21 protein-coding genes are annotated in these 24010 nt (G+C 67.2%); 16 read left to right on the forward strand and 5 right to left on the reverse strand.

Annotated elements, in window-relative coordinates:
- Positions 1 to 2 precede the first annotated feature (2 nt).
- The 5 genes from AB4Z48_RS01570 (at position 3) to AB4Z48_RS01590 (ending at position 5583) form a co-directional block, all read left to right on the forward strand.
- Complete coding sequence (locus AB4Z48_RS01570) at positions 3 to 767, forward strand: NTP transferase domain-containing protein (RefSeq protein ID WP_441612068.1); 765 nt, start codon at positions 3 to 5, stop codon at positions 765 to 767.
- Positions 764 to 2470 (forward strand): phosphoenolpyruvate mutase, encoded by a 1707-nt coding sequence (gene aepX, locus AB4Z48_RS01575; protein ID WP_441612069.1) that lies wholly within the window; start codon positions 764 to 766, stop codon positions 2468 to 2470. Before AB4Z48_RS01570 ends, aepX begins: the two co-directional genes overlap by 4 nt.
- Positions 2467 to 3651 carry a phosphonopyruvate decarboxylase gene (aepY, locus tag AB4Z48_RS01580; protein ID WP_441612070.1) on the forward strand — a complete coding sequence of 395 codons (1185 nt, stop codon included), beginning with the start codon at positions 2467 to 2469 and terminating at the stop codon, positions 3649 to 3651. The genes aepX and aepY overlap by 4 nt, the downstream gene beginning before the upstream one ends.
- Positions 3651 to 4715, forward strand: a complete 1065-nt coding sequence (locus AB4Z48_RS01585) for a 2-aminoethylphosphonate aminotransferase (protein WP_441612071.1) — start codon at positions 3651 to 3653, stop codon at positions 4713 to 4715. The genes aepY and AB4Z48_RS01585 overlap by 1 nt, the downstream gene beginning before the upstream one ends.
- A gap of 181 nt (positions 4716 to 4896) precedes the next feature.
- Positions 4897 to 5583, forward strand: a complete 687-nt coding sequence (locus AB4Z48_RS01590) for an MlaC/ttg2D family ABC transporter substrate-binding protein (protein WP_441612072.1) — start codon at positions 4897 to 4899, stop codon at positions 5581 to 5583.
- 71 nt (positions 5584 to 5654) lie between these two features.
- Here the strand turns inward: AB4Z48_RS01590 and AB4Z48_RS01595 are convergent, their stop codons facing one another.
- Both AB4Z48_RS01595 and AB4Z48_RS01600 read right to left on the reverse strand, forming a co-directional pair.
- Positions 5655 to 7739: a putative bifunctional diguanylate cyclase/phosphodiesterase gene (locus AB4Z48_RS01595; protein WP_441612073.1), complete on the reverse strand. Its 2085-nt coding sequence runs from the start codon at positions 7737 to 7739 to the stop codon at positions 5655 to 5657.
- A gap of 387 nt (positions 7740 to 8126) precedes the next feature.
- On the reverse strand, positions 8127 to 8603 hold the full coding sequence (locus tag AB4Z48_RS01600; protein ID WP_441612275.1) for a MarR family winged helix-turn-helix transcriptional regulator: 477 nt from the start codon (positions 8601 to 8603) through the stop codon (positions 8127 to 8129).
- A gap of 417 nt (positions 8604 to 9020) precedes the next feature.
- Here AB4Z48_RS01600 and AB4Z48_RS01605 point away from each other — a divergent pair, with 417 nt between their 5' ends.
- The 9 genes from AB4Z48_RS01605 to AB4Z48_RS01645 all read left to right on the forward strand — a co-directional run bounded on the left by AB4Z48_RS01605 (position 9021) and on the right by AB4Z48_RS01645 (position 19194).
- Complete coding sequence (locus tag AB4Z48_RS01605) at positions 9021 to 11045, forward strand: oxidoreductase (protein ID WP_441612074.1); 2025 nt, start codon at positions 9021 to 9023, stop codon at positions 11043 to 11045.
- A gap of 71 nt (positions 11046 to 11116) precedes the next feature.
- Positions 11117 to 12793: an AMP-binding protein gene (locus tag AB4Z48_RS01610; protein WP_441612075.1), complete on the forward strand. Its 1677-nt coding sequence runs from the start codon at positions 11117 to 11119 to the stop codon at positions 12791 to 12793.
- A 4-nt stretch (positions 12794 to 12797) separates the two neighbouring features.
- Positions 12798 to 13565, forward strand: a complete 768-nt coding sequence (locus AB4Z48_RS01615) for a glucose 1-dehydrogenase (RefSeq protein WP_441612076.1) — start codon at positions 12798 to 12800, stop codon at positions 13563 to 13565.
- An 11-nt stretch (positions 13566 to 13576) separates the two neighbouring features.
- Positions 13577 to 14380, forward strand: a complete 804-nt coding sequence (locus AB4Z48_RS01620) for an enoyl-CoA hydratase-related protein (protein WP_441612077.1) — start codon at positions 13577 to 13579, stop codon at positions 14378 to 14380.
- 79 nt (positions 14381 to 14459) lie between these two features.
- A complete protein-coding gene (locus AB4Z48_RS01625; RefSeq protein WP_441612078.1) occupies positions 14460 to 15230 on the forward strand; it encodes an enoyl-CoA hydratase/isomerase family protein in 771 nt (256 codons plus the stop codon).
- 88 nt (positions 15231 to 15318) lie between these two features.
- Positions 15319 to 16527 carry an ABC transporter substrate-binding protein gene (locus tag AB4Z48_RS01630; RefSeq protein WP_441612079.1) on the forward strand — a complete coding sequence of 403 codons (1209 nt, stop codon included), beginning with the start codon at positions 15319 to 15321 and terminating at the stop codon, positions 16525 to 16527.
- Between the two features lie 259 nt (positions 16528 to 16786).
- Positions 16787 to 17599: a MetQ/NlpA family ABC transporter substrate-binding protein gene (locus tag AB4Z48_RS01635; protein WP_441612080.1), complete on the forward strand. Its 813-nt coding sequence runs from the start codon at positions 16787 to 16789 to the stop codon at positions 17597 to 17599.
- A gap of 25 nt (positions 17600 to 17624) precedes the next feature.
- On the forward strand, positions 17625 to 18557 hold the full coding sequence (locus AB4Z48_RS01640; protein WP_441612276.1) for a methionine ABC transporter ATP-binding protein: 933 nt from the start codon (positions 17625 to 17627) through the stop codon (positions 18555 to 18557).
- Positions 18538 to 19194, forward strand: coding sequence for a methionine ABC transporter permease (locus AB4Z48_RS01645; protein WP_441612081.1), 657 nt, complete (start codon positions 18538 to 18540; stop codon positions 19192 to 19194). The genes AB4Z48_RS01640 and AB4Z48_RS01645 overlap by 20 nt, the downstream gene beginning before the upstream one ends.
- Positions 19195 to 19207: 13 nt before the next feature.
- On the opposite strand, the gene AB4Z48_RS01650 is transcribed toward AB4Z48_RS01645, so the two are convergent.
- Entirely contained in the window at positions 19208 to 19909 is a 702-nt protein-coding gene (locus tag AB4Z48_RS01650; RefSeq protein ID WP_441612082.1) for a glutathione binding-like protein, read from the reverse strand.
- A 133-nt stretch (positions 19910 to 20042) separates the two neighbouring features.
- Between AB4Z48_RS01650 and AB4Z48_RS01655 the strand changes: the two genes are divergently transcribed.
- Positions 20043 to 20204 (forward strand): hypothetical protein, encoded by a 162-nt coding sequence (locus tag AB4Z48_RS01655; RefSeq protein WP_441612083.1) that lies wholly within the window; start codon positions 20043 to 20045, stop codon positions 20202 to 20204.
- 7 nt (positions 20205 to 20211) lie between these two features.
- On the opposite strand, the gene AB4Z48_RS01660 is transcribed toward AB4Z48_RS01655, so the two are convergent.
- Positions 20212 to 21033: a class II aldolase/adducin family protein gene (locus tag AB4Z48_RS01660; RefSeq protein WP_441612084.1), complete on the reverse strand. Its 822-nt coding sequence runs from the start codon at positions 21031 to 21033 to the stop codon at positions 20212 to 20214.
- A gap of 231 nt (positions 21034 to 21264) precedes the next feature.
- On the opposite strand from AB4Z48_RS01660, the gene AB4Z48_RS01665 reads away from it, so the two are divergent.
- Positions 21265 to 22188, forward strand: a complete 924-nt coding sequence (locus AB4Z48_RS01665) for a Bug family tripartite tricarboxylate transporter substrate binding protein (RefSeq protein ID WP_441612277.1) — start codon at positions 21265 to 21267, stop codon at positions 22186 to 22188.
- 22 nt (positions 22189 to 22210) lie between these two features.
- Here the strand turns inward: AB4Z48_RS01665 and AB4Z48_RS01670 are convergent, their stop codons facing one another.
- Positions 22211 to 23947: an FAD-dependent oxidoreductase gene (locus tag AB4Z48_RS01670; protein WP_441612085.1), complete on the reverse strand. Its 1737-nt coding sequence runs from the start codon at positions 23945 to 23947 to the stop codon at positions 22211 to 22213.
- Positions 23948 to 24010: the final 63 nt, after the last annotated feature.

The raw sequence follows: 24010 nt of genomic DNA on the forward strand, positions 1-24010 counted from the left end.
GAATGCGAGCAATCATTCTTGCCGCAGGCCTAGGCCTGCGACTGCAGCAACAGCAAGGGGAGCAGTTCCCCAAGTGCCTGTTGCGTTTTGAGGGGATCACCCTGCTGGAGCGGCATCTGCGCATGCTGGATGCGGCGGGTGTCGACGAGATCGTGCTGGCGCTCGGCTTCCAGCCCGGACAGGTGGAAACCGAGCTCAAGCGCCTGGGCCGCCAGCCGTATCCGGAGATCGTGCTGAACCCGCGCTACGACCTGGGCAGCGTGCTGACCGTGCACACCGTGGCCGACGCGCTCACGCGCGGCGGCGATGTGCTGCTGATGGATGCCGACGTGCTGTACGACGAGCGCATCCTGAGCGCCCTGGTGGCCGGCACCACGACCAACCGCCTGCTGATCGACCGCGATTTCGAAGCCGGCGACGAGCCCGTCAAGCTGTGCCTGAAGGATGGCGTGCCGGTCGAGCTGCGCAAGCAGCTGGCCGCGGGCCTGGAGTACGACACCATCGGCGAATCCGTCGGTTTCTTCCGCTTCCAGGAACAGACCGCGCGCCGCCTGGCCGAGATCGTCAAGGGCTATGTGGACGGCGGCCGCGCCAACATGCCGCACGAAGAAGCGGTGCGTGACCTGCTGCTCGAAGGCGGCCATGTCTTCGACACCGCCGACGTGAGCGGCGCACCCTGGATCGAGATCGATTTTCCGAACGACGTCGCGCGCGCGCGCGACGAAGTCTTGCCTGAACTGCAGCGCCCCGTGGGAGTAGCACAATGAACGCGATTGACCCGATTTTCCCGCGCGCCACGCGCAGCGCCCGCCTGCGCCAGATGCTGGTCGGCAAGGAACTCGAATTCATCATGGAAGCCCACAACGGCCTGTCCGCGCGCATCGTGCGCGAGGCCGGCTTCAAGGGCATCTGGGCCTCGGGCCTGGCGATCTCCGCGCAGTTCGGCGTGCGCGACAACAACGAGGCGAGCTGGACCCAGGTGGTCGACAACCTCGAGTTCATGGCCGACGCCAGCGACCTGCCGATCCTGCTCGACGGCGACACCGGCTACGGCAACTTCAACAACATGCGCCGCCTGGTGCGCAAGCTCGAGCAGCGCGGCATCGCCGGCGTGTGCATCGAGGACAAGCAGTTCCCCAAGACCAACAGCTTCATCGACGGCGAGCGCCAGCCGCTGGCCGAGATCGATGAATTCTGCGGCAAGATCAAGGCCGGCAAGGACTCGCAGGCCGACGACGATTTCTCCATCGTGGCGCGCGTCGAAGCGCTGATCGCGGGCTGGGGCATGGACGAGGCGCTGCGCCGCGCCGAGGCCTACCGCCAGGCCGGCGCCGACGCCATCCTGATCCACAGCAAGCTGTCCAAGCCCGACGAGATCCTGACCTTCGCGCGCGAGTGGGCCGGCCGCGGCCCGCTGGTGATCGTGCCGACCAAGTACTACAGCACGCCCACCGAAGCCTATCGCAAGGCCGGCATCAGCCTGGTGATCTGGGCCAACCACCTGATCCGCGTGGCCGCGTCGTCGATGCAGGCCGTGGCCCGCGAAATCCACGACAGCGAGACGCTGGTCAACGTGGAGGACCGCATCGCCACCGTCAACGAGATCTTCCGCCTGCAGGACGCCGACGAATACTCGGCCGCCGAGAAGATCTACCTGTCCGGCACGCAGGTGCCGGGCGCGGCGGTGGTGCTGGCCGCGGGCCGCGGCAAGGGCCTGGAAGCCCTGACCGAGGACAAGCCCAAGGTCATGCTGCCGGTGGCCGGCAAGCCGCTGCTGCGCTGGCTGGTGGATGCGTTCAAGAAACAGTCGATCAACGACATCACCGTGGTGGGCGGCTACCAGGCCGGCGCCATCGATACCGCCGGCATCAAGCTGGTGGTCAACGAGCGCCACGCCCATACCGGCGAGCTGGCCTCGCTGGCGTGCGCGGTCGACGGCCTGCAGACCGACACCGTGATCGCCTACGGCGACCTGCTGTTCCGCAGCTATATCCTGCGCGACCTGCTGGAAAGCGAGGCGCCGTTCAGCGTGGTGGTGGACTCGTCGCAGAATGCGCCGTCCAACCAGAGCGTGCACGACTTCGCCTGGTGCTCGGCCGCGGACGACCGCGACCTGTTCGGCCAGAAGGTCCTGCTGCGCCATGTCTCGAGCAAGGCGGAACAAGCCGGCGCGGCCCCCGCCCAGCCGGCCAATGGCCGCTGGATCGGCCTGCTCAACGTGCGCGGCGAAGGGCGCGTGCGCCTGCAGAAGCTGATCGGCGAGCTGCGCGCGCGCGATGACTTCGACACGCTGGACCTGCCGGCGCTGCTCAACGCGCTGGTCGAGGCCGGCGAGGAAATCGAGGTCAAGTACGTGCACGGCCACTGGCGTGGCGTGAACGACCTGGACGACTTCCGCCGCGCGGGCGATTTCGCCCACACGCAGACGCAGTTCGCGGCCGACACCACGGACGGCGAGGAAGCCCGATGATCGAAGCGGCACAGTTCGTCGAGGCCGCGCGCGCGCGCGGCTTCGACTGGTATGCCGGGGTGCCGTGCTCGTACCTGACGCCGTTCATCAACTACGTGCTGCAGGATCCCACGCTGCACTACGTTTCGGCGGCCAACGAGGGCGACGCGGTGGCCCTGATCGCAGGGGTGACGCTGGGCGCGCGCGAAGGCCGCCGCGGCATCACCATGATGCAGAACTCGGGCCTGGGCAACGCGGTCAGCCCGCTGACCTCGCTGACCTGGACCTTCCGCCTGCCGCAACTGCTGATCGTCACCTGGCGCGGCCAGCCGGGCGTTGCCGACGAGCCGCAGCACGCACTGATGGGCCCGGTCACGCCGAACATGCTCGACACCATGGAGATCCCGTGGGAGACCTTCCCGACCGACCCGGCCGAGGTAGGCCCGGCGCTGGACCGCGCGGTGGCCCATATGGACGCCACGGGCCGGCCCTACGCGCTGGTGATGCAAAAGGGCAGCGTGGCGCCGTACGCGCTAAAGGAACAGGCGCGCCCCGCGCCGCGCCCGAAGGCCGTGCCGCGCACCGTGCCTGGCGGCGCGGGCGCACTGCCCACGCGCCGCGAAGCGCTGCAGCGCGTGATCGCGCATTCGCCGCTGGACAACACCGTGGTGCTGGCCTCCACCGGTTTCTGCGGGCGCGAGCTGTACGCGCTCGATGACCGCGCCAACCAGCTCTACATGGTGGGCTCGATGGGTTGCCTGACGCCGTTCGCGCTCGGCCTGGCGCTGGCGCGCCCGGACCTGCACGTGATCGCGGTGGACGGCGACGGCGCGGCGCTGATGCGCATGGGCGTGTTCGCCACGCTCGGCGCCTATGGCCCGTCCAACCTGACCCACGTGCTGCTGGACAACGGCGCCCACGATTCCACGGGCGGGCAGGCCACGGTATCGCACAATGTCTCGTTTGCCGGTGTGGCGGCCGCATGCGGCTATGCCTCGGCGGTGGAAGGCGACAACCTCGCCCTGCTGGACGAAACGCTGGCGCAGCCGGCCCGCGCCGCGGGCCCGCGCCTGGTGGCGCTGTCGATCAGCGCCGGCACGCCGGACGGCCTGCCGCGTCCCACCGTGACGCCGGTCGAGGTCAGGACCCGCCTGGCCCGCCAGATCAGCGCGGATCTCGGCGCAACCCAAGGAGCCAACTGATGCTGCTACTCAATCCGGGTCCCGTCACGCTGTCGGAGCGCGTGCGCCGCAGCCTGCTGCAGCCCGACCTGTGCCACCGCGAGAGCGAGTTCTTCGACCTGCAGGACGAAGCGCGCGCGCGGCTGCTGGATATCTACCAGCTCGATCCCGCCGAATGGGCCGCGGTGCTGATGACCGGCTCCGGCACCGCCGCGATGGAAAGCATGACCGCCGCGCTGGTGCCCGAGAACGGCAAGCTGCTGGTGGTGCAGAACGGTGTCTATGGCGAGCGCATCGCGCAGATCGCCGGCCAGTACCGCATCGCCCACGAGGTGGTGGCGCACGACTGGAAGGAGGCGCCCGACCTCGCCCGTATCGCTGCCGCGCTCGAGGCCGACCGCGCCATCACGCACGTGGCCGTGATCCACCACGAGACCACCACCGGGCGCCTGAACGACCTGCCGGCGCTGGACGCGCTGTGCCGCGCGCGTGGCGTGCGCCTGCTGGTGGACGGCGTGAGCAGCTTCGGCGCGGAGGCCATCGATTTCAATGGCCATATCGACGCCGTGGCCGCCACCGCCAACAAATGCCTGCACGGGGTGCCCGGTGCGTCCTTCGTCATTGTGCGGCGCAGCGCGCTGGCGCAGGCCGCGAGCCGCACCTATTACCTGGACCTGGGCCGCCTGGCACGCCTGCAGGACCAGCGCAATACGCCGTTCACGCCCTCCGTGCACGCCTACTACGCGCTGGTGGAAGCACTGCGCGAGCTGGCCGACGAAGGCGGCTGGCAGGCCCGCCACGCGCGCTACGCCAGCCTGGCCGAGCGCGCGCGCGTGGGGCTGGAGGCGCTGGGCATGCCGGCACTGTGGCCGGCCGGACAATCCTCGGTGGTGCTGCGCGCCTACCATCTGCCGGCGGGCCTGTCGTATGCGCAGCTGCACGATGGCCTGAAGGCGCGTGGCTTCGTCATCTACGCCGGGCAGGGCGGCCTGTCGGCCGAGCTGTTCCGCATCTCGACGATGGGCAATATCCAGCCGGACGATATCGACCGCCTGCTGCAGGGCTTCAGGGAACTGACGCAGTAAAAATGACAAGCGCCGCGGGAGCGGCGCGAATAGCAACACCCAAGGCGGCAGCGCGGGATTCCCGCGCTGCCGCCTTTTGGTTTTTGCGGGCGAAGCACTAGCATTAGGCAATGGAAGCGGCATGCCGGGGTTCCGGCCGCGCCGCAATCCGCTCATGGACGTACATCGGAGGTAGATCGCGATGCGTCGTAGCCTTTGTCACCGGGGCGGGCTTGCCGTGGCCGCCAGGATCAACGTGGCCGCGCTTGCCGCCCTCGGCGCCTGCGCCGCGCTGGCAATTGGCGCGGCCTTGGCGCCCGCCGCCCGCGCCGCCGACGCTCCGGCACCCGCCGTGGACCGCTCCGCACCGGACCGCATGGTGCGCGCCGCCGTGGAAGGCGTGCTCACCACCATCCAGGCCAGTCCCGATACCCGCGGCGGCGACCTGGAGAAGATCACGGCCGTGGTGCGCCGCCAGTTTCTCCCCTATACCGATTTCCAGCGCACCACGCGGCTGGCCGTCGGCAATGCATGGCGCACTGCAACACCCGAACAGCAGAAGCAGCTCTACGAACAATTCCAGACCTTGCTGGTGCGCAGCTACGCCCTGTCGTTGTCGCAGGTGCGCGACCAGGCGCTGAAGTTCCGCTACAAGCCGCCGCGCGCCGCCGGCACCGATACGGTGGTCGAGACCAGCGTCATCAACAACGGCGACGAGGTGCAGATCGACTACCGGCTGCAGCGCGGCGCGACCGGCTGGTCGATCTACGACATCAATATGAGCGGCGCGTGGCTGATCGAGGTCTACCGCCGGCAGTTCGCCGACATCGTGGCCAAGAGCGGCATCGACGGGCTGATCAAGTACCTGGTCAGCCATAACGCGGCCTGAGCCGGGCGCCGGTCCCCGGCCGCGGGGCGACGGCCGCGCGAACGCAGGCCATGCGCGTCGTCGCGCCCGGGCTAGGCAGCCGTTTCCAGCATGGCGTCGCGTGCCAGCGCGTCCATCAGCTGGTCCGCCGACATCGGCCGGCCCAGCAGGAAGCCCTGCAGCGAGTCGCAGCCCAGCCGGGTGAGGAACTCCTGCTGCGTGGCCGTCTCCACGCCTTCGGCGACGATGTTCAGGTTGAGCGTGCGCCCCAGTGCCACGATGGCCGAGACGATGGCGGCATCCTCGGTATCGCGCGCCAGCTCGCGGACGAAGGCGCGGTCGATCTTCAGCTCGCTGGCCGGCAGCCGCTTGAGGTAGAGCAGGCTCGAATAGCCGGTGCCGAAATCGTCGATCGAGATGCGCACGCCCATGTCGTGCAGCTGCTGCAGGATCTTCAGGCTGGCATCGGCGTCGCGCATGGCGGTGGATTCGGTGACTTCCAGCGTCAGGCAGTGCGGCTCGAGCGCATGGCGCGCCAGGGTCTCGCGCACGGTGCGGATCAGGCTGGCGTGGCGGAACTGCAGTGCCGACAGGTTGACCGCCACGCTCCACTCCGGGTGGCCGGCGTTGCGCCATTCCCGCATCTGGCGGCAGGCTTCGTCCAGCACCCATTCGCCGATCGGCACGATCAGGCCGGTCTTCTCCGCCAGCGGGATGAAGTGGTCCGGGCCGATCAGGCCGCGCGTGGGATGGGCCCAGCGCACCAGTGCTTCCACGCCCGTCACCGGACCGCTGGGCGCGGTCAGCTTGGGCTGGTATTGCAGCACCAGTTCGCGCCGCTCCAGTGCCTGGCGCAGGTCCTGCACCAGTTGCAGCTGCTCGTGCACGTTGGCGTTCATCGATGCCTCGAAGAAGCAGATGGCGTTGCGGCCCAGCGCCTTGGCGTGATACATGGCCGCATCGGCATTGGTCATCAGGTCATGCTGCAGGTCGCCGTCGCCGGGGTACATGGCGATGCCGATGCTGGTGGACACGCGCAGCTCGCGTCCCGCCGCCTGGAACGGCTCGCGGATGGCGCTCAGCACCTTGTCGGCCAGCGTGGCGGCGTCCGCCGGTTCGCCCACGGCGGCCAGCAGCACGAATTCGTCGCCGCCGAGCCGGGCGATGGTGTCCTGCGCGCGTACCGTGGCGCTCAGGCGCCGCGCCACTTCAACCAGCAGCAGGTCGCCGACGGGATGGCCATAGGCATCGTTGACCGCCTTGAAGCCGTCCAGGTCCATGAACATCAGCGCGAAGCGGCCCTGCTCCCACCCGGCGGCCTGGATCGCCTGTTCGAGCCGGTCTTCCAGCAGCACGCGGTTGGGCAGCTTGGTCAGGTTGTCGTGCAGGGCCAGGTAGGTCAGCTCTTGGTTGGCCTCGGCCAGCGAGCGCGCCAGTATCGAGGTGCGCGCCTCCAGGCGTACGTCCAGCACCGAGATGATCAGCGCGATCGCCAGCACCGCCAGCGTGGCGACGATGATCACCACCGCCAGCCAGCCGGCATCCACGCCGTCGCTGGCCGCGCCGCAGATGCTGCCGGGCGGGAACCCGGCCGCCGCCATGCCGGTGTAGTGCATGCCGACGATGGCCAGGCCCATCACCACCGCAGCGCCCGCGCGCAGGGGTCGCACCCAGACGGACTGCCTGCGCAGCCGGAAGGCGATCCACAGCGCCGCGCCGGCGGCCAGCACCGCCACGGCCACCGACAGCAGGAACAGGGAGGGAACATAGCGGATGCCCGGCTGCATGCGCAGCGCGGCCATGCCGGTGTAATGCATGCCGGAAATGCCGGCGCCGATCAGCAGCGCGCCACCCGTCAGCCGCCGCCAGGGCAGCGTGTCGCGGCCCACCAGCCACAGTGCCAGCGCCGAGGATGCGATGGCGATCAGCAGCGAGCCCAGCGTGATCGCCGGGTCATAGCCAAGCGGGATGGGCAGGTGCAGCGCCAGCATGCCGACGAAGTGCATCGACCAGATGCCCGTGCCCATGGCGCAGGCGCCGCCCGCCAGCCACCAGCGCGCGGCGTTGCCCTGCGCGGAGGCGATGCGCCCGGCCATGTCCAGGGCCGTGTACGAAGCCAGGATCGCGACAAGCAGTGAGAACAGCACGAGCAGACTGTTGTAGCTACTGGCAAGCATGGGATGCCCTTCCAAGACGTTGACTGGTACTGCATACCTCGCGAATCACACGTCACTCGTGCCGGAGGATGCAAAAAAATAAAAAACGCGCCAGTCCGTTTCATATCGACAGGCTGGCGTCCAACTTTAGGCGGGCGGCTGCGGGCGGCCGGCGCTTGCCAGGCCCGGACTCGCCGGCATGCATGAACACGCGCGCCTTGCCTGGTCCCGCGGCCACGCCGGGTGAAATCCCATTCATAAATGCATTGAAGGCATTCAAAACAGTGGGTTTACACCCGCAGGCGCACGCCCGAATATGGATTCCTGAATCACCGCGGCGTGTCGCTTGCGCGCCGGGGTCCCGGCGCCGCCCGAGGCGCGCGGGCAACCGCCGCAAGCGCCCAGCCGTCAGGGCAGCCGGACCTTGCCGAGGTCGGCCTGCAGCGTATTCACGAAGTGCAGAAAGGAGACTTTGTCATCGAAGCGCAGATTGACCACGGCCTGCCGGTAGAACTCATGGATCCGGGGCTGCAATGCTTCCCAGAAGTGGCGCCCCTTGTCCGTCAGCACCACGCGGCGGGCACGCCGGTCCTCCTCGCTGGCAACACGCGACACATGCTCGTCGCGCTCGAGCCGCTTCAGCACGCCATCGAGATTCTGGCGGCTGACCACGAGATATTCCGCCAGCTCCGAGAACGACATCCCATCCTTTGCCTTGGGCCGGGATAGGGCGCCCATTACCGCCCACTGCACGCCGCTGATGCCGAGTTCCTTGGCGGTCTGCCGCTGCAGGACATTGCCGATCTGAAACAAGCGGAAGAAGAGCCGGTTGGTGACATCGAGCCCCGATTGAGGGGCTCCCGTTTGCGTGCTTCCAGATTCCATTTTGGTCTTTCTCTTCTGATTCGAACTGCGGCACGCATGCCGCTGGTGGCCGCTGGTGGCCCCTGTCATCCCCGCGCCGTGAGCCGCGGGCCGGCATGGCGAGCCTCGCGGCCGGCGTCCACATCGTACCCGCGCGCGGACCGGCGCGAGAGCGGATGGCAATGATACCGCCCCCTGGCCGGCTGCCCGTTGCCAGGCCCCGCCCCGGCTTGTCCCGTTTTACGCATATAGAACAATACATTGATATACATGTCAGTTCATCAAGCGAGCCATTCGGCAGTTTTTCCGGCAAATAATCCAGTTTGCTACGTATTTTCCCTAGGCCGCGAAACGAACATACATCAACATGTTTACACAATAGGCCGACTGAACTAGACTCAGTACAACCACTTCGTGGACTACCAAAACGAGGAGATCATGAATCCATACCCCCATTTGATGGCCCCGCTCGATGTCGGCGCCCTGACCCTTCGCAATCGCATCGTGATGGGCGCAATGCATACGCGCCTGGAGACGCTGGACAGGCCGCACGAGCGCCTGGCGGCCTTCTACGGCAGGCGCGCCGAAGGCGAAGCCGGCCTGATCCTGACGGGCGGCTACGCGCCGAGCATCGAAGGCATCTTCGAGCCGGGCGCGCCGCTGCTGTGCGAGCGCTCGCAGCTGGCCGAACACCATGCCATCACCGGCGCGGTCCACGCCGCGGGCGGGCGCATCGCCTTGCAGATCGTTCACGCGGGGCGCTATGCCAAGCACGAGCACTGCGTCGGGCCATCCGCCACGCGCGCCAGGATCAACCCGATCGCGCCGCGCGCGCTGTCCACGGAGGAAGTCTGGAAGACCGTCGAAGACTTCGCCTTTACTGCGCAGCTGGCGCGCGAAGGCGGCTACGACGGTGTCGAGATCATGGGCTCGGAGGGCTACCTGATCAATCAGTTCACGGCCCGCGTCACCAACCAGCGGACCGACGAATTCGGCCGGAGCTTCGAGGCACGGATCCGCTTTCCCCTGGAGGTCATCAAGGCCATCCGCAAGCGCGTCGGCGACACATTCCTGGTCATCTACCGCATTTCGGCGGTCGACCTGGTCGACGGCGGGATGACCGGCGAGGAGGTCGCGGAACTTGCGCGGCGCGCCGAAGCCGAGGGCGCCAACATCATCAACACCGGGGTCGGCTGGCATGAGTCCGCGGTGCCGACCATCGCCGCATCGGTGCCGCGCGCCGCCTGGGCCTACGCCATCGAGAACGTCAAGCGCGCGGTCCGCATTCCCGTGATTGCCTCCAACCGGATCAATACCCCGGAAGGCGCCGAGTCGCTGCTCTCCTCGGGCTGCGCGGATATGGTCTCGATGGCGCGGCCGCTGCTGGCGGACCCGGACTTCGCCAGGAAGACACGGCTTGGCAACGTGGCGGAGATCAATACCTGCATCGGCTGCAACCAGGCCTGCCTGGACCGCATCTTTACCGAGCGCACCGCCACGTGCCTGGTGAATCCGCGCGCCGGCAGGGAGATCGAATTCGTTGCCGCGGCATCGGTGGCCAGCAAGAAGATCGCGGTCGTCGGCGGCGGTCCCGCCGGCATGGCCTTTGCCATCAATGCGCGGGAGCGGGGGCACGAGATCACCTTGTTCGAAGCGGGCGCCGAGCTTGGCGGCCAGCTCAACATGGCGCGGGTCGTGCCGGGGAAGAACGAGTTCAATGAAATGCTCAGGTACTTCCGCACGCGTATCGCGAACCTCGGCGTGGACGTTCGCCTGGGTTGCCGCGTGACGGCAGCGCAGCTCAGGGACGAAGGCTACGACCAGATCGTCGTCGCGACCGGCGTTCGCCCCCGCTCGCCGGGTTTCCCGGGCGTGGACCACCCGAAGGTCGTGTCCTACATCGATGTGCTGGCCGGTGGCGCAAAAGTGGGCGACAGGGTCGCCATCATCGGCGCGGGAGGGATCGGCTTCGACGTGGCGGAATTCCTGCTGGGCGACGCCGAGGAGGCGCTTGCCCCCGCGCATTTCCTCCGGGCATGGGGCGTCGATACGTCGTTGTCCACTTCCGGGGGCTTGCAGGCATCGGCAGAGGCAGGCGGCAAGCCCCGGCGGCAGGTCTTCATGTTCCAGAGAAAGCAGGAAAGCCTGGGCAAGCGCCTGGGCAAGTCCACCGGATGGATCCTGAAGTCGAGGCTCAAGCGCGCGAACGTGGTCATGACGGGCGGCGCGGTCTATCGCTGCGTTGACGACGACGGCCTGCACTACTCGGTAGACGGCAAGGATCATGTGCTCGACGTCGACCACGTCGTGCTCTGCGCAGGGCAGGAATCGGAGCGCAGCCTGTACGAGGAGCTCCGCGCCAGCGGCGCGGCGGTGGATGTCATCGGCGGCGCCGATGTCGCCAGCGAGCTGGACGCCCTGAGGGCGATCGACCAGGCGACACGGCTTGCCATGACCGTGTAGCGGTTCCCGCAGCGCAATCAATTCAGAACGCCATTACGCCAATAAGAGCAGGGATTTCCTGGAGACGCCCCATGGTGACCAAGTTCAACAACGAGCTAGACCAGCGCGAAGCCAACTTTCAGCCGCTGACGCCGATTCATTTCCTCAGCCGCGCGGCCGATGTGTATCCGCAGCGCACCGCAGTCATCTACGGCGACCGCTCGTACTCCTGGGCGGAGTATGCGAGCCGCTGCCGCAAGCTCGCCGGCGCACTGATTGCCCACGGTATCGAGAGAGGCGACACCGTGGCCATCATGGCGCCGAACACGCCGGCAATGCTCGAAGCGCAATTCGGCGTGCCGATGGCGGGCGCGGTCCTGAACTGCATCAATACGCGCCTGGATGCGGCAGCCATGGCGTTTATCCTGCAGCATTCCGAGACCCGCCTGCTTCTGGTCGACCAGCAGTTTTCCACGGTCGCCCGCGATGCGATCGAACGGCTCGGGTTGCCCATTGCGGTAGTGGACATCGCAGACCCGGCGGCAGAGGGCGGCGCGCGCATCGGCAGCATCGAGTATGAAGCGTTCCTGGACAGCTCGCCCTCCCGGCCGGAGCTCCGCTTCCCGGAGAACGAATGGGATGCGATCGCGCTCAACTACACCTCGGGGACGACCGGCAACCCGAAGGGCGTGGTCTACCACCACCGCGGCGCTTACCTGAACGCGCTGGCGCAGCTTGTCAACGCGGAGCTGACCGGCCCGGTCCCGGTGTATCTCTGGACCTTGCCATTGTTCCACTGCAACGGCTGGTGCTATGCATGGGCCATGGCCGCGATCGGCGGCACGCAGGTGTGCACGCGAAAGGTGAGCGCCGCCGTCATCTACGACGCCATCGAACGATTCGGCGTGACGCATTTTTGTTGCGCGCCGACGGTGCTGGCCTTCCTGATCGAGGGGGCGCCGGATGGCTGGCAGCCGCCGGAGAACCCGATACGGGTGCTGTCGGGCGGCGCCTCGCCACCGCCCCAGGTATTCCGCAGGCTCATGGAACTCGGATTCTCGGTCCTGCACGTATACGGGATGACCGAGATGCATGGGGTTGCCACCCTGTGCCAGAGCCAGGAAGCATGGAAAGCCCTCCCGGGCGAGGTGCATCTCAAGCACCTGACCCGGCAGGGCGTGCGCACCGTGGTGCTCAACGAGATGCGCGTTGTCGATCCGGCGACGCAGTCGCCGGTTCCCAATGACGGCGCGTCGATCGGGGAAATCCTCTTGCGCGGAAACCTCGCCATGAAGGGCTATTTCAAGAATCCCGCGGCCACGGAAGAAGCGTTCGCGGGCGGCTGGTATCACACCGGCGATCTCGCCATCGTGCACGCCGATGGCTACATCGAGATCAAGGACCGGTCGAAGGACATCATCATTTCCGGCGGCGAGAACATCTCCTCCGTCGAGGTCGAGGATGTCCTGTACGAGCACCCGGCAGTGGCCAATGTCGCGGTGGTCGCGGTGCCCGACCAGCGCTGGGGGGAGGTGCCGTGCGCCATCGTCGAGCTCAAGGCGGATGCCGTCGGGCGCATCGATGCCGATGAAATCATTCAATTCTGTCGCGCGCGCCTGCCGGGCTTCAAGACGCCGCGCCATGTCATTTTCGATGAACTTGCCCGCACCGCGACGGGAAAACTACAGAAATTCAAGTTGCGGGCTTCAGCGGCAGAACACCTGGCGGCGACCGGCGTCATCACGGTGAATCAACAATGTGCGGAGTAGCGTCATGCGGGAACTGAAAGGAAAGATCGTCGTGATCACAGGCGCCGGCGGCGGCATCGGCGCGGCCATCAGCCGGCGCTTTGTCGAAGAGCAGGCGCAGGTCATCGCCGTCGACAAGAACCAGGCGTCGCTGCAGCGTCTTGCCGACAGCCTGGCGGGCCTGGGGCCGCGGCCGCTGCAGGTCGCGCTCGATATCACGGATCATGCCGGCGTCACGCGCGAGATGGCCGCCGTGGGCGAGAGATTCGGCCGTATCGATGCACTGGTGAACAACGCGGGGTGGGACGTACCGGTCCAGTTCCTGGAAAGCACGCCCGCGTTCTGGAACCAGGTGATCGCGATCAACCTGATCGGGCCATTGAATCTCCATCATGCCGTGCTGCCCCATATGGTGGCCGCGGGCGGCGGCATGGTGGTGAACATCGCGTCGGACGCCGGGCGCGTGGGGTCCTCCGGGGAGGCCGTCTATTCCGCGTGCAAGGGTGGCGTGATCGCCTTCTCGAAGACGATTGCGCGCGAATGCGCCAGCCAGAACATCCGCGTGAACACCGTCTGCCCCGGACCGACGGACACCGCGCTGCTGCAGTCGTTCGGCGGCGACGGCGAGTACGGGAAAAAACTGTACGAAGGCCTGAAGCGCGCCATTCCGCTGAAGCGGCTCGGCAAGCCGGACGATATCGCCGGGATCGTGGCCTTCCTTGCCAGCCAGGAAGCGGATTTCATTACCGGACAGACCATCAGTGTGTCCGGTGGACTCACCATGCACGGATAAGAGGGAAGACAATGAGCAACTACACAGATATCCGCCTGGAGAAGACGGACGGCGTGGCACGCATCACCATCGACCGGCCGGAGCGCTACAACGCGTTCCGGGGCAAGACTTGCGATGAACTGATCGATGCGCTGCACGACGCGGGATGGGATCCGTCCATCGGCGTGGTCGTGCTGACCGGCGCCGGCGACAAGGCGTTCTGCACGGGCGGGGACCAGTCCGCGCACAGCGGCAAGTACGACGGAAGGGGCATCGTGGGCCTGCCCGTCGAGGAACTGCAGAGCCTCATCCGCGAGGTGCCCAAGCCGGTGATCGCCAGGGTGAATGGCTATGCCATCGGCGGGGGCAACGTGCTTGTCACCTGCTGCGACCTTGCCATCGCCTCCGAATCCGCCATCTTCGGCCAGGTCGGCCCCAAGGTGGGCTCGGTGGACCCGGGTTTCGGCACGGCCTATCTGTCGCGCGTGGTCGGAGAAAAGAAGGCCAGGGAAATCTGGTTCCTGTGCCGCCGCTATGGAGCCCGGGAGGCGCTGGACATGGGCCTGGTGAATCGCGTGGTCGCGCCCGAAGAGCTTGACCAGGAAGTGGCGCGCTGGTGTGACGAGATCCTTGCCCTGAGTCCCACCGCGATCGCGATCGCAAAGCGCTCTTTCAATGCCGATTCCGATTCCATCCGCGGCATCGGCGGGCTAGGCATGCAGGCGCTGGCGCTGTACTACCAGTCCGCCGAGTCACGCGAAGGCGTGGCCGCGTTCCTGGAAAAGCGCAAGCCGGATTTTCGCCGCCATGCCGGCGCCGGCCGGAACGATTCCTGACCCGGCATGCCATCCGCGCCCCCGCACCGCAGGCGGGGCGCCCGGGCGCGGCGCGCACTCGACAGACCGGACACACACCATGGCAATCAAACTACATTACGACGGCCCCCTGGCCGTCATCACGATCGACCGGCAGGACCGTCTCAATGCGTTGAGCCTGCCGCTGATCGAAGACATCGGCCGCGCGCTCGACCAGGTATCGGCGTCACGGGCGCGCATGCTGGCGCTGGTTGGCGCGGGCGACAAGGCGTTTTCCGCCGGCGCCGACGTGGCGGGCCTGGCCGACCGGGATTTCTGGGCGCAGCGCGACGGCATCGGCATGGGCCAGGAGACGTTCATGCGCCTGGACCGCCTGCGCATACCTTCCGTTGCCGTCCTGCATGGCTATGCACTCGGCGGCGGGCTCGAACTGGCCATGGCGTGCACGTTCCGGGTAGCCACCACCAGCGCACAGATGGGGCTGCCTGAAATCAAGCTTGGCCTGCTACCCGGCTACGGCGGCACGCAGCGGCTGCCGCGGCTGGTTGGCGAATCGCGCGCGCTGGAACTGGTGATGTCGGGACGGATCATCGATGCGCGGGAGGCCAGGGAGATCGGACTGGTCAACGAGCTTGTCGAGGACGGCGACCCCGTCGCGATCGCCCGGAATTTTGCGCAACGCTTTACCGGCTACAGCCAGTGCGCTTCCGTACTGGCAAGGGACGCGGTGCAGCGCGCGCTTTCCGTGCCGCTGCCGCAGGGGCTGCGCATCGAGGCGGACCTCATCGCACAGGCATTCCAGACCAGAGACGCAAGGGAGGGCATGGCCGCCTTCCTGGAAAAGCGCGCGGCTGTCTTCAAGGACTGCTGACCACCCGCCGGCAGGGCGCAGGAACGGCCGCGCCGGCCGGATGCCATGCGCCATATGCGGGTCGAGCCAATAAAGGAGGAGACAAGACATGAAGAAAAAAGCGACGGCCGCCGCTGCCGCCATGGCGCTTCTGGCCTGGTCGGCGGCACATGGCGAGACGCCCGCGCAACCGGTCAGGATCGGCGTGATTGCCGACATGACCGGTGTCTACTCGGCGCTTGGCGGCCGGGGCATGGCGACGGCGGTGAAGATGGCGGTCAAGGACTTCGGCGGCAAGGTGCTGGACAGGCCGATCGAGATCCTCACGGCGGATTCCCAGAACAAGGTCGATGTCACCGCCACCCGGGCGCGGGAATGGTATGACCGCGAGCAGGTCGGCATGATCCTGGAGGGCACGGATTCGGCCTCGGCCATCGCGCTGCAACGGCTGGGGCTGGAGCGCAAGAAGGTGACCATCTTTGTCCAGGCCGCCACCTCGGCGCTTACCGAGTCCGAGTGTTCCCCGTATGGCATCCACTATGTGTACAACACGCAGGCCCTGGCCAACACCGTGGGGCGGGCGATCGTCGACGGCGGGGGAAGCAGCTGGTACTTCATCACCGCAGACTATGCATTCGGCCAGGCACTGGAGAGCGACACGTCCGCGGTGGTGAAGAAGATGGGCGGGGTCACGCTCGGTTCCTCCAGGCATCCGATCGGCGCGCCGGATTTCTCGTCCTTCGTGGTCGCCGCGCAGAGTTCGAAGGCTTCGGTGATCGGRTTGGCAAACGCCGGCAAGGACACRCAGAATGCCATTCGCCAGGCCGCGGAGTTCGGCCTTGGCCGCGGCAAGCAGGTGATCGCGCCATTGCTGATCTTCGAGACCGATATTCGCGGCATCGGCCTGAACCTGGCGCAAGGGCTGCAGTTCGCCACCGCCTTCTACTGGGATGCCAACGAGGCCACCAGGGCGTTCTCGAAGCGCTTTTTCGAGGCGCACCAGGCCATGCCGACCATGGTGCAGGCCGGCGCCTATTCGGCGACGATGCATTACCTGAAGGCGATCAAGGAGGCAGGCACCGCCGACAGCGACAAGGTGGTCGAGAAGATGAAGGCAATGCCCGTCAACGACTTCTTTGCCAGCAACGGAACAATCCAGAAGAACGGATTGATGGTGCACGATCTCTATCTGGCCCAGGTCAAGACGCCGGGCGAATCGCGCAACGGCTGGGATCTGCTGAAGATCACCAGGACCATACCGGGGGCATCCGCATTCAGGCCGCAGGCGGAGAGCACGTGCAGGTTCCTGAAGGGCTAGGGGTGCCCGCGCCGGGCAGCCTTGCGCAGGGCCCTTCCGGGAGAGAGGGGAGGTGAGAGGGGGAGGGGAGACGCGCGCGGCGCCGGTCAGGCGCCGCGCGCCGCATCCCGTCACCGCCGGCATGCCGCGTGCGCCGCATTTTTCCGGATTTGCTACTGCGGAAACATTCGTGGACCGCGGAGCGGGTGCCTGCCTAGACTGCATCCCCTGGCATCGCGCCACCGCCGTCAACGCAAACCGACCCCGAGGTAGACCGCTCATGAACCTGCGCACGATTCTCTCCACCCTGCTGGCCGCTTCGGCCGCGCTCGCCATCGGCTCGGCTCCGGCGCTGGCCGCCGACAAGACCATCAAGGTGGGCGTGCGCGGCGGCGTCGACGAAGAAATCTGGGAGGTCGTCACCCAGGTGGCCAGGAAGCAGGGCCTCAACGTACAACCCATCGTCATCACCGGCACCGCCAGCCCCAACGAGGCGCTCAACAACGGCGACCTCGATGCCAACGCTTTCCAGCACAAGCCTTTCCTGCGCGACCAGGTCACGCAGCGCGGCTACAAGATCGTGGCGGTGGCCGATACGCTGATCTCGCCGATCGCTTTCTACTCGAAGAAGTACAAGTCGCTGGAGACGCTGCCGCAGGGTGCGCGCCTCGGCATTCCCAACGATCCCAGCAACCAGACCCGGGCGCTGGTGATCCTGCGCGACCACGGCCTGATCAAGCTGCGCGACGGCTTCGACCCGTTCACCGGTACCGCCACGCTGGCCGACGTGACCGCCAACCCGCGCAAGCTGGACCTGGTCGAAAGCGCGTCGGTGGTGCTGGCGCGCTCGCTGCCCGACGTGGATGCCGCCGCCGTGGTCAATACCTTCGCCTACCAGGCCGGCCTGGTCGCCACGCGCGACGGCATCGCCGTGGAGAAAAAGGAGAACAACCCCTACGTGAACGTGATCGCCGTGCGCGAGCGCGACAAGGCCGCGCCGTGGGTGGCGCCGCTGATCAAGGCCTACCACTCTGAGGAAGTGCGCAAGTTCATCCTGAGCAAGTACCAGGGCTCGGTCATCCCGGCATTCTGACGCCAGCCACAGTTCCTTGATGCCGATGCCGTTCCAGGAGGATCCCGCCGTGCCGCAGGCGTTCCCGCACTCATCCCCGCAATCGTCTCCCGTGCCGCATATCGTGTTCGACCGGCTCGGCAAGCAATATCCCGGCGCGCCGGCCGCGGCGCTCGCGGAGGTGTCCTTCACCGTGGCGCGCGGGGAGATCTTCGGCATTATCGGCCGCAGCGGCGCCGGCAAGTCCACGCTGCTGCGCACCATCAACATGCTGGAGCGGCCGAGCACGGGCCAGGTGCGCGTGGACGGCGTGGATGCGGGCGCGCTCGACGAAGACGGGCTGGTGGCGCTGCGCCGCCGCGTCGGCATGATCTTCCAGCACTTCAACCTGCTGTCGGCCAAGACCGTCTTCGAGAACGTGGCGCTGCCGCTGCGCGTGGCCGGTGTGCCGCGCGCGGAGATCGCGCCGCGCGTGACGGCACTTCTCGAACTCGTTGGCCTGGGCGGCAAGGCGCAGGTTTATCCGGCCACGCTCTCGGGCGGGCAGAAGCAGCGCGTGGGCATTGCGCGCGCGCTGGTGCAGCGCCCGGAGATCCTGCTGTGCGACGAGGCTACCTCTGCGCTCGACCCGGAAACCACGGAATCGATCCTCGCCCTGCTGCGCGACATCAATCGCCAGCTGGGGCTGACGGTGGTGCTGATCACGCACGACATGGCGGTGATCCGCCAGGCCTGCGACCGCGTGCTGGTGCTCGACCACGGCCAGGTGGTGGAGCATGGCACGGTCGAGCAGGTGTTCGCGCAGCCGCAGGCTGCCGCCACGCTGGCGCTGCTGCGCCCGCTGCAGCTCGCCGGCGGCATTGCCCGCGCAGCGCACATGGCGAACCTGGCCATCGAGTCCGCGGCAGCCAATGCGGCCCATGCAAGCAAGCGCGCCAGCGACAACGAGGCAAGCGACCATGTTTCCGCCGTTGGCTGACAAGTATGTGAAAGCGCTGGGCGAGACCCTGCTGATGACCGGCTCTGCCTGCCTGGTAGTGTTCGTGTGCGGCATGGCGCTGGCGATCGTGCTGACGCTCAGTGCGCCGGGCGGACTGCGCCCGCGGCCCCGCCTGCACCGCACGTTGTCGGTGCTGGTCAACACCTTCCGCTCGATACCCTTCATCATCCTGCTGGTGGCGATGCTGCCGGTCACGCGGCTGATCGTGGGCACCACCATGGGCACCTGGGCGGCGGTGGTGCCGCTGAGCGTGCACCTGATTCCGTTCTTCGCCCGCATCGCCCAGGTCAGCCTCAACGAGATCGACCCCGGCCTGATCGAAGCCGCGCGCGCCATGGGCTGCCGCCGCTGGCACATCGTGCGCCACGTGCTGTTGCCCGAAGCGCTGCCGGGCATCGTGGGCGGCGCCACGGTCAGCGTGATTGCCATGATCGGCTCGTCGGCCATGGCCGGCGCGGTCGGTGCCGGTGGCCTCGGCGACCTCGCCATCCGCTATGGCTACGAGCGCTACGAGACCGCGGTGATGTTCAACGTCATTGCCATCCTGATCGCACTGGTGACGCTGGTGCAGTTCGGCGGCGAGCGGCTGGCGCGCCGCTTCGATCACCGCCGCTGACGCCTCAGCGGCCTCAGCGCACGCTCGAGGCGTCCTGCCCGAACAGCACGCTCCTGGAATCCTCGCTGACCACCGGCGCGGTGTTGACGGTATTGGCCAGCGCATAGGCCCGTTCGGTGGCGGGACGCGCGCGCACGCGCGCGAACCAGCGCTGCAGGTGCGGGAAATCGGCGAGGTCCTGCCGTTGCCGTTCGTGCGGCACCACCCATGGGTAGCATGCGATGTCCGCGATCGAATATTCGGTGCCGCAGATGAAATCGCGGCCGTCCGCCATGTGCTTGTTCAGCACGCCATACAGGCGCGCCGTCTCCTTCACGTAGCGCTCGATGGCGTAGGGCAGCTGTTCCGGCGCGTACTGCACGAAGTGATGATTCTGCCCGGCCATCGGACCCAGCCCGCCCATCTGCCAGAACAGCCACTGCAGCGCCATATTGCGCCCGCGCAGGTCCTGCGCGATGAGATGCCCGGTCTTGTCGGCCAGGTACAGCAGGATCGCACCCGACTCGAAGGTCGAGAGCGGTTCCCCGCCATCGGCCGGCGCATGGTCCACGATGGCCGGGATGCGGTTGTTGGGCGAGATCTTCAGGAAGGCTGGCTCGAACTGGTCTCCGCGGCTGATGTTGACCGGCACCACGCGGTAGGGCAGTCCGGCCTCCTCCAGGAACATGGCGATCTTGTGGCCATTGGGCGTGGTCCAGTAGTACAGGTCGATCATGGCGCAGGTCCTTTTCCCGGAGGGAGCGGTGAAGGCCGGTCGATTATAGGAGCGCGCAGCCTTTCCTGCTGGCCGTGCCCGGGGATTCTTGAAGGTTCAAGGATATTGACTGATTCCCCACTATGGGCTGGGGGTGTTCTTCGTGCTGAGCCATATTGCCTGCGGCCTGCGCACGGTGATGCTGGCGCACGGCACGCCGCCGGGGCGCGCCAACCGGGTTTGCCGGATCCTGATCGCGGCGTCGCTGGCCTGGACCGTGGCGATCGTCGCGGGGATGCTCGGCGTGCGGATCTAGCGTCGCGCTACTGGCGGTACGCCTTGTCGCTGCGCTCGAGCTGACGCAGCAGCGCGGCCCAGTGCTTGCGCGTGACCGGGCCGCCGGCATTGGCGATCACCACATCGGCCACCTTGCGGGCCACCGCATCGGGCGCGATCACCAGCGGCGCACCGCCCGACTGCGCGGCCAGCTGCGCCACGCAGGCGCGTTCGAGCATATGCAGTTCCTGGAAGGCCTGGGCGACGGTCGGCGCGCAGGTCAGCAGGCCGTGGTTGCGCAGGATGAAGATGTCCCTGTCGCCGAGATCGGCCACCAGCCGCGCGCGTTCGTCGAGGTCGATGGCGATGCCTTCGTAGTCGTGGTACGCCACCCGTCCGAAGAAGCGCATGGCGTGCTGCGAGATCATCAGCAGCCCGTCGCGCTGCGCGGAGACGCCGATGCCGGCGGCGGTGTGGGTATGCAGCACGCAGCCCACGTCGTGGCGCGCGCCGTGGACGGCGCTGTGGATCGTGTAGCCGGCCGGGTTGATGCCCAGGCCGGTGTCGTCGCGGATGATCTCGCCGTCGATATCGACCTTGACCAGGTTGGATGCGCTGATCTCGTCGAAGGTCAGTCCGTAGGCATTGATCAGGAAGTGCTCGTCGGGGCCGGGCACGCGCGCGGAGAAGTGCGTGTAGATGTGATCGGTCCAGCGGAACTGCGCGGCCAGCCGGTAGGCGGCGGCCAGTTCCACGCGCACCGCCCATTCCTGCGGCGAGACCTCGGCCCGGACCGCGGGGAAATGCAGCGCGGGAAGGGACAGGCCGGGATCCTGCGATGCCAGCGGCGGCTCGGTGACGGCGTTCATGCAGCGCTCCATGATGTGGGGTGGGTGCCGCGACATCATACGGCGCCCGCGCAGCCCTGCCAACGCAGCGAACCACATAAGGAAATGCGCGGCGCGGCATCCCGTAGAATCCTCTCCTGCGCGCGGTGGGCGGCAGGTGCCGGACGCCGCGCCATGCCACGCCGCAGAACAACAAGACAGAAACAGGAGAGCCCCTTGAAGACTACCCGCGCCCTGGTCGCCGCCGCTGTCATGGCAGGCGCCACCCTCGCCCACGCTGCCTATCCCGAGCGGCCCGTCAAGCTGATCGTGCCGTTCCCGCCTGGGCAGGCTACCGACATCTTCGCGCGCGCGCTGGCCGAGAGGCTCGGCAAGCAGCTCGGCCAGCCGGTGGTGGTGGACAACCGCGCCGGCGCCGGCAGCAACCTCGGCATGGAGATCGCCGCGCACGCCGCGCCCGACGGCTACACGCTGGTGATGGCCGGCAGCGCGATGGCAATCAACCAGACCCTGTACAAGAAGCTGGCCTATAACCCGCGCCAGGACTTCCAGCCGATCTCGGGCGTGTTCTCGGTGCCGCTGGTGTTCCTTGCCACGCCGGCTTCCGGCATCGTCTCGCTGCGCGACCTGATCGCCAAGGCGAAGGCTGCGCCGGGCAAGTACAGCTATGCCAGCGCCGGCATCGGCGGCACGCAGCACCTGTCTGCCGAGATGCTCAAGGCGCAGGCCGGCATCTTCATGGTGCACATCCCCTACAAGGGCAGCGGCCCCGCGCAGTCGGACTTCCTCGGCAATCAGATCCCGCTGATGGTGGACTCGGTCACCGCGGCGCTGCCGCTGATCCAGTCGAAGAAGGCCGTGCCGCTGGCGGTGACGGTCGCGCAGCGCACGCCCCAGCTGCCGTCCGTGCCGACCGTGCGCGAAGAAGGCGTGCCCGGCTTCGAGGCGCTTGGCTGGGCCATCCTGATGGCGCCGAAGGGCCTGCCGCCGGCGCTGGTGAGCCAGCTCAACGCGGAGACGGTAAAGGCGCTGCAGTCGCCCGAGCTGCAGAAGTTCATCGTGGACCGCGGCTCGGAGCCGATGCCGATGAGCCCCGAGGAAACCGGCAAATTCGTCGACAGCGAGATCCGCAAGTGGGGGCCGGTGGTCAAGCGCTCGGGCGCGCAGGCAGACTAGCCCCGGGGCTGGCGCTCCGGCTTCACCGGCCTGGCAGGGGCAGGAATTGATGAATCTGCGCGACCACGGCCGCGCCTTCGCCGACCGCCGATGCGACTCGCTTGGTGGAGCCCGAGCGGACGTCTCCGATCGCGAAGACGCCGTCGACGCTGGTCTGGAAAGGGAGCTTGGGCACGGATGCCTGCGCGACGTCGGCGCCGGTCGATACGAAGCCGTTGCCGTCGAGCGCCACGCCGCAACTCTTGAGCCATCGCGTATTCGGCTGTGCGCCAATGAAGACGAACAGATGATGCGTCGTCATGCTTCCCTGGATGCCGCCGGCGCCGCGATAGTGCACGCGTTCAAGACGCGCGCCGCCCTCGAGCGCGGTCAGTTCGATCCGCGTATGAAGCGTCACGTTCGCAAGCGAGCCGATGCGTTCGACGAGGTAGCGTGACATGCTGTCGGCGAGGCGCGATCCGCGAATGAACATGTGCACGTGCTCGGCGTGCGATGCCAGGAATACCACCGCCTGGCCCGCCGAGTTGCCTCCACCGAGCAACAGCACTGGCTCCTTGCGGCATAGTCGGGCCTCGATCGGCGTAGCCCAATAGTAGACGCCACAGCGCTCGAAGCGTTCGAGTCCGTCGACAACCGGGCGCCGGTATTCTGCGCCGCTGGCGATGACGACGGTGCGCGCGGGGATACGGCGGTCGTCGGCAAGCTCGACGACCAGCGGGAGCTGGTCGCAGTACAAGGCCTTCACCTCGCACGGTATGCCGATATGGGCGCCGAACTTCTGTGCCTGGATAAATGCGCGTCCCGCGAGGTCCTGCCCGGTGATGCCGGTGGGGAAGCCCAGATAGTTCTCGATGCGCGCGCTGGTACTGGCCTGGCCCCCGGGGGCGCGACAATCAAACACGGCCACGGACAGGCCATCGGATGCCGCGTAGACGGCCGCCGCCAGTCCCGCCGGGCCGGCGCCGATGATGGCCACATCGTAGACATGCGCCGGATCGAAGTCGGGGATCAGTCCAAGGCAAGACGCGAGCTGCCCCACATCGGGGTTTCGCAGCACGGTGCCGTTCGGGCAGACAACCAGCGGGAAGTCATCGGGCTGCGGCGTCAGGCGCTGCAGCAGCGCAATCGCTTCAGCGTCCTGTTCGGCATTGAGCGTCGTATTCGGAAAGGAGTTGCTGCGCAGGAAATTCTGCAGTTCGAGGAGCCGCGCGTTGCTGGGGGTCCCGACGATGACGACACCGCGTCCGCGTTCGATCGCCAGGACACGCCTCAGGATCAGGGCGCGCATGATCTTCTCGCCAAGATCGGCCTCGCTGATCATCATGGCGCTGAGATCGTCGGGGCGTATCAGCACTGCCTCGACATCTTCGATGACATGCGCGTCAACGACCGCCTGCTTGCTGGAGAGTTGCGTGATATCGGAAGTGAACTCTCCGCGTTGTGTGTAGGTGTGGAGGATCCGCATGTGGGACAAACCGTCGCGCGTGACTATCCGCACCTTTCCGGACAGGACGACGAACACGCCCGGGCAGATGCTTCCGGCGCTGTAGAGCATCTCGCCCCTGGCGTGGTGGCACGGGCTGCCGAAGCGACGCACCCTGTCGACTTCTTCCTCGCCAAGGACGGGAAACATTTGCTGATAGCGCGGATGCTGCCGCACGATCTCGTCGTCGTCGATCGCGCCGTCGTCGATACCGCCCGGATCTGCTGCCGGCTGATGGGTAGCGTCCCCGGCCCCCGGCTCTGCCTCGTTGCTCATCGCCGAATCTCCTCCGGCGGCTGATGGCGCCGCCACTTCTCCGTCCACTTCTCCGTCGACTGC

This window comes from Cupriavidus sp. 2TAF22 (assembly GCF_052115045.1).
Classification (GTDB): Bacteria; Pseudomonadota; Gammaproteobacteria; order Burkholderiales; family Burkholderiaceae; genus Cupriavidus.